This is a genomic window from Massilia aurea, assembly GCF_040790145.1.
Classification (GTDB): domain Bacteria; phylum Pseudomonadota; class Gammaproteobacteria; order Burkholderiales; family Burkholderiaceae_D; genus Telluria; species Telluria aurea_C.
On the sequence record NZ_JBFMMP010000001.1, the window covers coordinates 49874 to 62205 of the forward strand.

A 12332-nucleotide genomic window follows, 5' to 3' on the forward strand; every position below is an offset into this window, starting at 1 on the left:
AGGACGGCGCGCCTCAGCCGCGTCAGTGCAGCACCGCCTCATGGCTGGCCAGCCACGTCAGGAGCTCGGCGGCAGGCAGTGGCCGGCTGTAGAAATAACCCTGCACCTTGTCGCACAGGTGATTGCGTACCACATCGAGCTGCGACTGGGTCTCGATGCCCTCGGCCACGGTGGTCATCCCCAGGCTGCGCGCGACCTTGACGGTGGCCTCGATCAGCACGCGGTGGTGGGCGCTGGTGTCGGCCTGGCACACGAACGAGCGGTCGATCTTGACCGTGTCCACGGGCAGCAGGTGCAGACTCGACAGCGACGAATAGCCGGTGCCGAAATCGTCGAGCGCCAGCTTGATGCCCAGCGCTTTCAGGTCGTGCAGGCGCTGCTGGATGACCTGGTCCTGCGCGGCCAGGCTTTCGGTCACTTCGAGCTGCAGGCAGCCGGGTGGCATGCCGGTATCGTGCAGGATGCGGCGCACGCCGTCGATCCAGCCCGGTTGCGCGAGCTGCGCGCGCGACAGGTTCACCGCCATCAGGCCGGGCGCGCGCTTGCCCAGGCGCGCGCGCCAGTCCAGGAAATCGCGGCAGGCGCGTTCGAGCACGAAGTCGCCGAGCATGCCAATCAGGCCGCATTCTTCGGCCACTTCGATGAAGTCGATCGGCGGCACGATGCCGCGCACCGGATGGCGCCAGCGCACCAGCGCCTCGACCCCGGCCGCATGATCGACGCCGCCGCGCGGCAGCAGGCGCACTACCGGCTGGTACACGACGAACAGCTGTTCTTCGACCAGTGCCTGGCGCAGCTCGGCCTCGATGCCGGCGCGGCGCGCGGCGCGTTCACGCATGCTCGGTGCGAACACCACGTGACGGTTGCCGCCGGCCCGCTTGGCCTCGACCATGGCGATGCCGGCGTCGCGCAGCACGTCGTCCGGTTCGCGCTGCCCGATGTCCGGATCATCCAGGCTCCACGCGAGGCCAGCGCTGGCGCCGCAGACGATGTCGTGGCCGTCGACCAGGTACGGGTGGGCAAGCGCGTCGAGCAGGCGCAGCGCGATGCGTTCGGCGTCGGCACGCCCGCGCAGGCCGTCGAGCACGACGACGAATTCGTCGCTCCCGGTACGCGCGGCCAGTTGCCCGCTTTGCGTGCCCGGTTCGAACCGCCCCAGGGGCGGGCGCAGCGCGCCGCGCAGGCGATCGGCCATGTGCATCAGCAGATGGTCGCCGACGCCCTGGCCCAGGCTGTCGTTAATCTGGCGGAAGCGGTCGCAATTGAGGGTCAGCACGGCGAAGCCGATGTCGGACACCGGCTGCGCCAGCAGGGTTTTCAGGGTGTCGCGCACCGCTTCGCGGTTGGGCATGCGGGTCAGGCTGTCGGTGCGCGCGGCGCTGCGCAGGCGGCGCGACAGCACCTCTTGCTCGCGCTGCACTTCGAACGTCGCGTCGGCCACGGTGGCCATCAGGCGTTCGGGGTCGAGCTTCATCAGGTTCAGCGCCAGCACCTGCAGGCTGCCGCTGGCGGTGTGCGGCACACCCACCGGCAGGCGCAAGCCTTCGCAGATCATGCCGGACGGTTCGATGAACGCCTCGACCATCGCCGCCAGGTGCGGGGCCACCGGCGCCAGCACGTCGAACAGGTTGTCCAGGCCCTGCGCGGTCGCCAGCGGCATCAGAAGCTTCGATGCCATCGGGTTGAGCATCTCCACCGTGCCGTCGAGCGAGGTCTGGGCCAGGCCGATCGGCGCGCGGTACAGGAACTGCACCAGTGCCTCGTAGGCGTCCACCGCATCTTGCTGCGCCTTAGACTCCATCGATCACCTCCTGGACCGGCGCGTCGACGGACTCGGGCTGCCAGGCCAGGGCGCGGTTGCGCCCGGCGCGCTTGGCCGCGTACAGGGCCTGGTCGGCCTGCTTGAGCAGCAGGTCAACGCCGCCATCGCCGTCGACGGCAACGGCCACGCCGGCACTGATCGTGCACAAGATGGCCTGGCCATCGAAGGCCGTTGCCTCCCGCGCGACGCGCGCGCACAGGCGCTCGGCCAGGTCCAGGGCATGTGCGAGGTCGGTCGACGGCAGCAGCACGGCGAACTCTTCGCCGCCGATGCGCGCCACGACATCGACGTCGCGGAAGGCGTCGAGCAGGGTCGCAGCCAGGTGCTGCAGCACGGCGTCGCCGCCGGGGTGCCCGTGCTGGTCGTTGATGGCCTTGAAGTGGTCGGCATCGATGACGATCATCGCGCTGGGCCGCGGCGCCGCGCGGCTGCGTGCGAGTTCCTGGCTGGTCGCTTCGAACAGCGCGCGGCGGTTGGCCAGGCCGGTCAGGTGGTCGCTGAACGCTTCGCGGCGGCGCCGCTCGGCGATGTCGCGCTTGTCGGTGACGTCGCGCAGGATCAGGCAGTAGGCGGCGCCGTCGCCGCAGGCCGCATGGTCGGCCTCGCGCCCGGCTTCGGGCAGCGGCGCGATCATCACGCTGCCCCAGAATGCACTGCCGTCGGCGCGCAGCAGGCGGCTCTCGTCCAGCGCCCAGCCATCGGCGTCGGCTTCGCGCAGACGGTCGAGCGCGTGTTCGGGCGTGATCGCGTCGGTCGGATAGAACATCGCGTAGGTCTGGCCCTGGGCTTCCGGGCCGAAGCCGGTCACGCGCCCGATACTCGGATTCCATTCGCACAGCCGGCCTTCTGCATCCAGGCTGGCCAGCGCGTAATCGGTGATGCCGGTCAGGACCGCGTTGAGCCAGGCGTCGTTCTGGCGCTGGCGGCATTCGCGGCGTACTTGCTCGGTAATGTCGTCGAGAACGGCCATGATCCGGCTGGCATCGAGCTTGAGCAGGGTGACCGACAGTATCTGCGGCATCCGTTTTGCGCCACCGCTGCCGGCGTGCAGGTGGACGTGCATGCCGTCGCAGATCTTGCCGCTGGACGCGGTGTACTGCCGGCACTGGCTGCGCAGGTCGGGCGCCACGTCTTCCAGCGCGACGAACAGGTTATCCAGCCCGCCATCGCGCGAGTGTGGCATCAACAGTTGCGCCGCGATCGGATTGATCATGGCGATCTCGCCGTCGGCATCGAGCTGCACCAGCCCGACCGGCGCCAGGTACAGAAACTGTATCAGCGCCTCGTACTCGGCGCTGAGCTGGGCCAGGCTGTCGCTCATTTCGGTTGGCGCTTGACCAGCACGTAGCGCGTGGTGCCGCCGGGGCTGGACAGCAGGCGCAGGGCAACCTTCACCGGGCGCATGCGCAGGGTGAGGACGTAGTCGATGGTTTCGTCGAGGACGGTGTTGTCGTCCTGCGCGTCTTCAAATCGCTGCGCGACCATGAAGTTATTCATGCAGGGCGCGACGTTCGTAAACAACGGCTGGCCCAGGACGCGCTGCGGCGACAGGCCCGCCGCTTGCGATTCGAACGCGTTGTACACGTTCACATTGGTGTCCGGGCCAAAACCGATGACACCGAAATCGAGTTGATCGAGTTCTTCGGGGGAGCAGCCGCCCAGTCGGGTCGACAGGTCGGGGAGGTCAAAGGCAATCGTCATGAGTAAACGCCGACGGGCGGCTGGTGATTGTTGGTAATTAATCTTGGCATGCGAAATCACATTGTGTCAATTTCTCACATGCAATGAAACAATATTTTACAGGGAGAAAGTATGTTCGCAACGCATGCTGTCGTAATTTGACATCACGTCGTTGCAAAGTCACCATGCCGGTCTTTGTATGCTCTCATATTCCATGAAAAAAATACCGGATCACGCGGCGCGCTGGTGGCGCGATGGGCCAGGCTTGCAGCGCGTGGTTGCCGACTTGCTGGCGTGGGAACTGGCGGCGCTACGTCCCGGACGCCAGATTCAAGCACCGTCGTGGCCGTCGTCGCTCGACCTGCGCCACGATCTGGCCGCCGATTCGCTCGAATTGATGGGGCTGGCGACGGCGCTGGCGACGCAACTCCATCTGCAGCAAGCGCTGGAGGCGCCACTACTGGTGCGCACGCGGCTGGCGGACTGGCTCGACGCCGCGCGTACCGGGCTGGATGCCGACGGCAGCGCGCTGACCTTTCGCACATCCGGCAGCAGCGGTGCGCCGAAGCCCTGCACCCATCCGCTGGCCTGGCTGTGGCAAGAAGTCGAGGCGCTCGCGACCTTGCTGCCAGGCCGGCGCCGCGTCGTCAGCCTGGTGCCGTCGCATCATATCTATGGATTCCTGTTCACAGTGTTGTTGCCGCGTCGTCTGGGCATCGCCACCGTGTGCGACCTGCGCGGGCATGCGCCGGCAACGCTCGCGGCGCATTTGCAATCGGGCGACCTCGTCATCGGGCATCCCGACCTGTGGCGTGCATTCGGGCAGGGCGCCGGGCTGCTGCCACCGGACGTCGTCGGCGTCACCTCGACGGCGCCGTGCCCGCTCGACGTCGCGCATGCGGTGCTCGCCAGGGGCCTGGCGCGCTTGCTGCAGGTATATGGCAGTTCCGAGACGGCTGGCGTCGGCTGGCGTGACGATCCGTCAGGCGATTACACGCTGTTGCCCTATTGGGCGCACGATGAACAGTCCGACGGACTGGTGCGTCAGTGCCCGGATGGCACGCGTCAATCCAGCGCGTTGCAGGACAGGCTGCGCTGGCGCGACGAACGGCATTTTTTGCCGGACGGCCGCATCGACCAGGCGGTGCAAGTCGGCGGCGTCAATGTGTTTCCGGGTTACGTTGCCGAGGTCTTGCGGCTGCATCCCGCGGTGCTGGACGCGAGCGTGCGCCGCATGCGGCCAGACGAAGGCGGGCGGCTCAAGGCGTTCATCGTGCCGCGCGACGGCGCCGCTGCCGATCTGCAGGCAGCCCTGCACGACTGGCTACGCGAGCGGTTGTCGGCAGCCGAATGCCCGGCCGCCTATACATTCGGGCCCCGCTTGCCGCGCGGTGCGAGCGGCAAGCTGACCGACTGGATCATCGACAGCGACGCCTAGGCGTTCGTGCAAGCTTACAGGGGAACGAAGGGTGCGAACCCGCCGAAGAACATGCGCTTGCCGTCGAACGGCACGCCGCCAGGTTTCATCATGTCGGCCAGGCGCGGGTCGTTCATGATTTTTTCGTTGGCTTCGTCACGATGGGCGCGCGATTCGAACACGGCCCAGGCCAGGATGACCGTCTCGCCTTCTTCGAGCTTCACGCTCTGCGGGAACGAGGTGTGCTCGCCAGGCTGCACGTCGTCGGCGATCCATTCGCGGTACTCGAGGGCGCCATGGTCGCGCCAGACGGCGGCAGCCAGTTGCGCCTGGGCGCGATACTCTTCGATTTTCGACTTGGGAAGCGGAAGGACAAAACCATCGACATATGCCATGTGGATCTCCCTGGACAGTTGGACGCGCGGACCGCGTCTGTGACTGACCAGCACACGGGCCACAAGGTTCCCGACAACGTTGTCGGGAAGTTCAGACTACCCCTCAGACTACCATAGGCTGTTGTCGGGCGGTGGCGCTTGCGGGGGCTGTTGCGGCGGTTGCTGCATCGGCGGCTGCACCGGTGCTGGCGGCGGCGCGATGTGCGGCAGGGCCTCGATCGGCGGCGGTTCTTTGAGCGGAGCGTCGTCGAGCGGCTGCTGCAGCTCGTCCTCCGGCGCCGGCGGGGGCGCCAGCTCGATGTCGATGGTGCGGGTTTCTGGCGCATCGGCATATTCGGGATAGACCCAGTCCGTGCCATCATTGGTCAGGTCGTCCGGCGGCGTGCGTTCGTATGGCGGCGCCTTGCCCAGCGCCACGCGCATGTAGTCGACCCAGATCGGCATCGCCAGCGTCGAACCGAACTCGCGCCCGCCCAGCGAACGCGGCTCGTCATAACCCATCCACGACACCGCCACCACCTTGCCAGCGTAGCCGGCGAACCAGCCGTCGATGGCATCGTTCGTGGTGCCCGTCTTGCCGGCCAGGTCGGTGCGGCCGAGCTGCTTGGCCGAGCCGGCGGCGGTGCCGAAGCGGGCCACGTCGCGCAGCATGCTGTCGACCACGAAGGCGTTGCGCGCCGTGATGACGCGGTTCGCTTCCTGCGGGCCGGTCGGCGGCGCCGCTTCGGCGATGACGTTGCCGTTGCCGTCGACGATGCGCGCGATGAGATACGGCTTGACGCGGTAGCCGCCGTTGGCGAACACCGAATAGGCGCCGGCCAGCTGCAGCGGCGTGACCGCGCCCGTGCCCAGCGCCATCGTGTAGTTGCGCGGATGGCGCGCCAGGTCGAAGCCGAAGTGTTCGAGATACTGGTGCGCGAAATCGACCGACACCGCGCGCAGCACGCGCACCGTCGGCACGTTCTTCGATTTGACGAGCGCCTGGCGCAGCGTGACTTCGCCGTCGAACACGCCGTCGTCGTTCTGCGGCATCCACGGCTTGTCTTCGCTGGCGCCGGGCAGCTCGATCGGTGCATCGAGAATGCGGGTGGTGGGCGAATAGCCTTTTTCAAGCGCGGCCGAATACACGAACGGCTTGATGCTCGATCCCGGCTGGCGCCACGCCTGCGTCACGTGGTTGAACTTTTGCAGGTTGTAGTCGAAGCCGCCCACCAGCGCGTGGTAGGCGCCGGTATCGGCATCGATCGCGACGAACGCCGCTTCCACCTGTGGCACCTGCACGATGGCCCAGTCGCCGGCCTTGTTCTTCGATACGCGAATGACAGCGCCCGGCGTGAGCCGCAAAGCCTCGCGCGCGCTGGGCTGCAAGCCGGGGCTGGCAAACTTCAGGCCGGCGCCCTTGATCACGGCGTCTTCACCGGACATCAGCGACACCCGCACCTCGCTCGGGCTGGCCGCCAGCACGACAGCCACCAGCAAACCATCGCTGGAACGGCGTGCCTGCAGCGCATCGGCAATGGCTTCATCGCGCTGCTCGGGATCAAGCGGCAACTCGACGCGCGCCTCGGGGCCGCGGTAGCCGTGGCGGCCGTCGTAGGCCAGCACATTGCGCCGCACCGATTCATAGGCCGCCTTTTGCTCGGCCGCGCGGATGGTGGTCGTGACCACGATGCCGCGCGTGTAGGCTTCTTCGCCGAATTGCTCGTAGACGGCCTGGCGCGCCAGTTCCGCCACATACTGGGCCGGCGTGTCGAAGGTCTGGCCGGCGTCGCGCTTGACGCGCAGCGGCTCGGCGAGGGCGGCTTCGTATTGGGCCCGCGTGATGTCGCCCAGTTCGAGCAGGCGCTTGAGGATCGCGTGCTGGCGCGCTGCGGCGCGCTTCGGGTTCGACACCGGATTGGTGCGCGCCGGGTTTTGCGGCAGGCCGGCCAGCATTGCCGTTTCGGCCAGCGACAAGTCATCGAGCGTCTTGCCGAAGTAACTGCGCGCGGCGCTCGAGAAGCCGTACGAGCGCTGTCCCAGGTAGATCTGGTTCATGTACAGCTCGAGGATCTGGTCCTTGGTGAGCGAATCCTCGATCTTGTAGGCCAGCGCGACCTCGGTCAGCTTGCGCGAGATGGTTTTCTCGTTGGTGAGGAAGAAGTTGCGCGCCACCTGCATCGTGATGGTCGACGCGCCCTGGCGAAAGCCGCCGCGCAGATTCGCGCGCGCCGCGCCCATCGCGCGAATGAAGTCGATGCCGCCGTGTTCATAGAAGCGCGTGTCTTCGATCGCCAGCACGGCGTTTTTCATCATGGCCGGGATCTTCGCAATCGGCACGAAGTCGCGGTGCTCGACGCCGAACTGGCCGATCAGCACATTGTCTTGCGTGTAGATGCGCAGCGGGATCTTGGGGCGGTAGTCGGTGACGGCGTCAATTGGCGGCACCTTGTGGCTGATCGCGCTCCACACGCCGATGGCCAGGCCGGCCGCGATGAGCACGAGCGCAGCGAAGAAGATCAGGATGAAGGCGTACGCGCGCTTCATGCCGAGCAGGGTTTTTCCGGACTTCTGGTTGGTCGTGCTCAATGCCGAACTCTCGCTGTAAGGCCGTGGTGCGGCCAGGATCGGGCGATTATAGTCCGCTTTCAGCCGGCGCTTTCTTTCCGTTCGTGCATGTGCCATATTCCTGCTTTTGGTTCGTCCGTCGGGGCGAGCCGCGCCTGCAATGAAGGACACCATGCCCCCTGATTCAAGCACTTCCACGTTCAAACCTTACATCCCCGCCCACGCCCACCTGGCCGAAATGACGCCGCGCGCTTTGATCATGGGCGTCATCCTGGGCATGATCTTCGGCGCGTCGTCGCTGTACCTGGTGCTGAAGGTCGGCCTGACCGTCAGCGCCTCGATCCCGGTCGCCGTCATCGCCATCACGCTGTTCGGCGTGGCGAAGCAGCTCGGCGCGCGCGAGTCGACCATCCTCGAGAACAGTATCGCGCAGACCGCCGGTTCGGCCGGCGAATCGCTGGCATTTGGCCTGGGCGTGACGATGCCGGCGATTTTGATCCTTGGCTTCGATCTCGAGATCTCGCGCGTGCTGCTGGTTGGCGTGCTCGGTGGCCTGCTCGGCATCCTGATGATGATCCCGCTGCGCCGCACGCTCATCGTCGACCAGCACCGTGAACTCAAATACCCGGAAGGCACGGCCTGCGCGGAAGTGCTCAAGGCCGCCGCCACCGACGTCTCGCGCGATGCCGCCGGCGAAGTGCGCATGCCTGGCAGCGACGCGGCCCGGATCGCCAAGCGCCGCGCGCTGCTGATCTTCGGGGGCTTTGGCATCGGCATCCTGTACAAGACGCTCTCGGTGTCGTTCAAGGGCTGGCGCGACACGGTCAACTTCGAGCTCGGCGCGCCCCTCAAGACCGGCAGCATCGGCGCCGAAATCTCGCCCGAACTGGTGGGCGTGGGCTACATCATCGGCCCGCGTATCGCGTACACGATGGCCGCTGGCGGCGTGCTGGCATCACTGATGCTGGTCCCGATGATCAAGTTCTTCGGCGAGCTGGCCAGCACGCCGCTTTCGCCCGGCACGATTCCGATCCGCGACATGACGGGCGACGATATCCGCAGCGCCTATATCCTCTATATCGGTGCCGGCGCAGTGGCCACGGGCGGCCTGATTTCGCTGGCGCGCTCGCTGCCGACGATCTGGAACGGCTTGCGCGGCGGCCTGGCCGGCATGAAGAACGGTAGCACCGGTGACGCTTCGTCGCGCACTGACCGTGACATCCCGATGAAGTGGGTCGTCATCGGCTGCCTGGCGATCATCGCCGTGATCTCGCTGGCGACGCCGCTGCACATGAACGTGCTCGGTGCGGTGCTGATCCTGGTGTTCGGCTTCCTGTTTGCCACCGTGTCGTCGCGGCTCGTCGGCGAGATCGGCTCGTCGTCCAATCCCATCTCGGGCATGGCCGTGGCCACGCTGCTGTTTACCTGCCTGATCTTTTTGCTCATGGGCTGGACGGGCGGGCAGTATTACGTGACTGCGCTGTCGGTCGGCGCGATCGTGTGTATTGCCGCCAGCAATGCCGGCACCACGTCGCAGGATCTGAAGACCGGCTATCTGGTCGGCTCGACGCCGCGCATGCAGCAGTACGCGATCCTGTGCGGCGCGTTTGCGTCGGCGCTGATCCTGGGGCCGGTGCTGCTGAAACTGAACGAGGCGGGCACCGTGTACGTGCCGGCGGCGCAGGTGGCGCCTGGCCTCACGGTCGATGCGACCACACTGACCGACACCGGCACGCTGCACGGCCCGCAGGCCGACACCGACCCGAATACCTATAAGGTCTGGCACAAGACCGACACCGTTGGCGGCCCGGCCGGCAAGTACTTCGTCGATAACGCGGGCAAGGCCGTGTACCTGGTCGACCCGGGCATCAACGGCCACCACAAGACGCGCCCGGACGGCACCGAGGTAAAGAAATACGACGCGCCGAAAGCGGTCCTGATGTCGTACATCATCAAGGGCATCCTCGATCGCGAACTGCCATGGACGCTGGTGCTTTTCGGCGTGATGATCGCCATCGTGCTCGAGATGGCGGGGATCGCGTCGCTGGCGTTCTCGGTGGGCGTGTACCTGCCGCTGGTGGCGACGCTGCCGATTGCCATCGGCGGCACGGTGCGCTGGCTGGCCGATCGGCGCAATAACCAGCTGCCGCAGAACGTGGGCCTGAATGAAGAAGAACGCCAGGCCGCGAACGACCGCAGTTCGGGCGTGCTGCTGGCATCGGGTTATATCGCCGGTGGCGCGCTGGCCGGGATCATCATCGCGATCACGGCGGGCGTGCTGACCGACTTCGATGCCGCTGCTGCCCAGTGGGCCGAGGCGTACAACCCGTTCTTCTCGGGCGCCAGCGCGAATGTGCTGAGCATGCTGCCGTACGCGGTGATCGTGGCGCTGCTGTATTGGGTAGCGCGTGAAAAGCCGGTGAAGTAAGGTGGACAGGGACGCGCAGTCAGCTATGCCGTCCATCCCAACAGCCGGTGTCAGGTCTGACATTTAGACACGACCTCAGCCCTAGCCACTTCCAGTGCCGCGTTGCCGGTATTAGCATGGCTCTCTGTCAGCTAGATGGGCTAGCCGAATGTCGAGCTTGTGTCCGAATGTCAGACCTGACACTGGCTGTGACCTCACCTGTTGCGGATGTTGCTAGGTCCTCATAACGATGCAAGGTGGTTGAAATGAAAACGGCGGCCCGCAGGCCGCCGTTTTTTTATTGGTGCAACGACGCTTACTTCACGCCGTGCATCAGCTTCTGGATCACCGGCGCCAGCAGCACCAGCAGGATGCCGCCGCCCAGCAACGACAGCAGGCCGAAGTTGTAGCCACTGAGCGCCGAGGCCACCGTCATGCCGGTTTCACCGGAGACGTGCGAGGCGAAGATGCCAGACAGGTTGTTGCCGATACCGGTCGACAGGAACCAGCCGCCCATGCCCAGGCCAACCAGGCGGGTAGGGGCCAGCTTGGTGACCATCGACAGGCCGATCGGCGACAGGCACAGCTCACCGATCGACTGGATCACGTACACCGCAAACAGGGTCCAGAACGGGATCTTGCCGTTGCCGTCGATCAGCTGCGACAGTGCGAACACCAACAGGCCGAACGCGATGCCGTTGAAGATCAGGCCCAGGCCGAATTTGCGCGGGATCGACGGATTCGCGTTGCGCTTGCCCAGCCACACCCAGACTGCGGCGATGATCGGCGCAAAGACGATGATGGCGATCGAGTTCACCGACTGGAACCAGGCAACCGGGAAGGTCCAGCTACCGATGTCGCGATCGACGATGTTATCGGCCAGGAAGGTAAACGAGCTGCCGGCCTGCTCGAAGAAGCACCAGAACAGGACGTTGAAGAAGAAGATGATCATCATCGCCCAGGTCTTGTCGCGGGCAACTTTGCCTTCGCGGATACCTTCGATGATCAGCATCGCTGCCAGGCCGATGAACAGCACGGTCAGCAGGATCTGCAGATTGGCGGCGCCAGCCTGCAGCAGCATGTACACGATCGGGATCACGATCAGCGAGCCGATCACGACGATGGCAAGCCGTTTCGGGCTGGCCAGTTCGCCGACCGGCGCGCCGATGCCCTTGAGCGTCTTGCGGCCGATGAAGAACCAGACCAGCGAGATCAGCATGCCGATGCCCGAGGCCAGGAACACGATCTTGTACGATGGCATGGCGGCGGTGCCGAATACTTTTTCGGCCAGCAGCTGGGTCAGGATCGGTGCGAAGAATGCGCCGACGTTGATGCCCATGTAGAAGATGGTGAAGCCGGAATCGCGGCGGGTGTCGTTCAGCGCGTACAACTGGCCGACCATGGCCGAGATGTTCGGCTTGAACATGCCGTTACCGACGATGATGGTCGCCAGGCCCAGCTTGAAGACGTCTTCGTTCGGGATCGAAATCATGAACAGGCCGGTCGCCATGAAGATGGCGCCGACCAGGATCGAACGTTGATATCCGATGACGCGGTCGGCCACGTAGCCGCCGAAGACCGCGCCGGCGTACACCAGCGCGAGGTAGGAACCGTAGGTGAGGTTGGCACTGGCCTGGCCGGCAGCATCGCCCGCGTAGAATTGGCCGACGATATAAAGAACGAGTGCCCAACGAATGCCGTAGAAAGCGAAGCGCTCCCAGAATTCAGTCATGAACAGCATCCACAGCGGTGCTGGATGGCCCATGATCTGTTTGAATTCTGGAATCGGTCCCTTGGCTGGGGTAGTAGCTGCACCGCTCATGCGGTTCCTCCCGAAAATGTAATGACAAGGTAATAGATATATGGCGCTATTCGACGGGCGAACATTCCAATAGGCACGCATTCTAGTGCATATCCTGCATCACAAGAAGTTTTTTTCCGGATGTGCTAATGCGTCCCGAACATGGTGCACGGGACGCTATTTTGGGGCACGCATGCGCCATCGGATTGGCGTATATTGCTGTACAGGACGGTCAGAATCCTGGCAATCCGCACCGCAGAACG

8 protein-coding genes are annotated in these 12332 nt (G+C 65.4%); 2 read left to right on the plus strand and 6 right to left on the minus strand.

From position 1 onward, the window contains the following. Positions 1-22: 22 nt before the first annotated feature. The 3 genes from AB2N08_RS00245 to AB2N08_RS00255 are packed head-to-tail and all read right to left on the minus strand — an operon-like array spanning position 23 to position 3523. Positions 23-1801 (minus strand): putative bifunctional diguanylate cyclase/phosphodiesterase, encoded by a 1779-nt coding sequence (locus AB2N08_RS00245; RefSeq protein WP_367608622.1) that lies wholly within the window; start codon positions 1799-1801, stop codon positions 23-25. Continuing rightward, on the minus strand, positions 1791-3143 hold the full coding sequence (locus AB2N08_RS00250) for a sensor domain-containing diguanylate cyclase (protein WP_367608623.1): 1353 nt from the start codon (positions 3141-3143) through the stop codon (positions 1791-1793). The genes AB2N08_RS00245 and AB2N08_RS00250 overlap by 11 nt, the downstream gene beginning before the upstream one ends. Beyond that, positions 3140-3523, minus strand: coding sequence for a phosphonate transporter (locus AB2N08_RS00255; RefSeq protein WP_367608624.1), 384 nt, complete (start codon positions 3521-3523; stop codon positions 3140-3142). The genes AB2N08_RS00250 and AB2N08_RS00255 overlap by 4 nt, the downstream gene beginning before the upstream one ends. A gap of 193 nt (positions 3524-3716) precedes the next feature. Here AB2N08_RS00255 and AB2N08_RS00260 point away from each other — a divergent pair, with 193 nt between their 5' ends. Continuing rightward, the gene (locus AB2N08_RS00260; RefSeq protein ID WP_367608625.1) at positions 3717-4940 is read left to right on the plus strand and encodes an AMP-binding protein; all 1224 of its coding nucleotides are present in this window, start codon (positions 3717-3719) and stop codon (positions 4938-4940) included. 14 nt (positions 4941-4954) lie between these two features. On the opposite strand, the gene AB2N08_RS00265 is transcribed toward AB2N08_RS00260, so the two are convergent. Both AB2N08_RS00265 and AB2N08_RS00270 read right to left on the minus strand, forming a co-directional pair. Beyond that, positions 4955-5314, minus strand: coding sequence for a DUF1428 domain-containing protein (locus tag AB2N08_RS00265; protein ID WP_367608626.1), 360 nt, complete (start codon positions 5312-5314; stop codon positions 4955-4957). A gap of 108 nt (positions 5315-5422) precedes the next feature. Next, on the minus strand, positions 5423-7840 hold the full coding sequence (locus AB2N08_RS00270; protein ID WP_367609425.1) for a penicillin-binding protein 1A: 2418 nt from the start codon (positions 7838-7840) through the stop codon (positions 5423-5425). A 193-nt stretch (positions 7841-8033) separates the two neighbouring features. On the opposite strand from AB2N08_RS00270, the gene AB2N08_RS00275 reads away from it, so the two are divergent. Continuing rightward, a complete protein-coding gene (locus tag AB2N08_RS00275) occupies positions 8034-10289 on the plus strand; it encodes an OPT family oligopeptide transporter (RefSeq protein WP_367608627.1) in 2256 nt (751 codons plus the stop codon). 295 nt (positions 10290-10584) lie between these two features. Here AB2N08_RS00275 and AB2N08_RS00280 read toward each other — a convergent pair whose 3' ends face one another. Further along, positions 10585-12090 (minus strand): peptide MFS transporter, encoded by a 1506-nt coding sequence (locus AB2N08_RS00280; RefSeq protein ID WP_367608628.1) that lies wholly within the window; start codon positions 12088-12090, stop codon positions 10585-10587. Positions 12091-12332: the final 242 nt, after the last annotated feature.

Coding starts and splice junctions, on each gene's coding strand:
- AB2N08_RS00250 (WP_367608623.1), bottom strand. CDS start 3,143: ATGAGCGACAGCCTGGCCCAGCTCAGCGCCGAGTACGAGGCGCTGATA.
- AB2N08_RS00270 (WP_367609425.1), bottom strand. CDS start 7,840: ATGAAGCGCGCGTACGCCTTCATCCTGATCTTCTTCGCTGCGCTCGTG.
- AB2N08_RS00260 (WP_367608625.1), top strand. CDS start 3,717: ATGAAAAAAATACCGGATCACGCGGCGCGCTGGTGGCGCGATGGGCCA.
- AB2N08_RS00275 (WP_367608627.1), top strand. CDS start 8,034: ATGCCCCCTGATTCAAGCACTTCCACGTTCAAACCTTACATCCCCGCC.
- AB2N08_RS00265 (WP_367608626.1), bottom strand. CDS start 5,314: ATGGCATATGTCGATGGTTTTGTCCTTCCGCTTCCCAAGTCGAAAATC.
- AB2N08_RS00255 (WP_367608624.1), bottom strand. CDS start 3,523: ATGACGATTGCCTTTGACCTCCCCGACCTGTCGACCCGACTGGGCGGC.
- AB2N08_RS00280 (WP_367608628.1), bottom strand. CDS start 12,090: ATGAGCGGTGCAGCTACTACCCCAGCCAAGGGACCGATTCCAGAATTC.
- AB2N08_RS00245 (WP_367608622.1), bottom strand. CDS start 1,801: ATGGAGTCTAAGGCGCAGCAAGATGCGGTGGACGCCTACGAGGCACTG.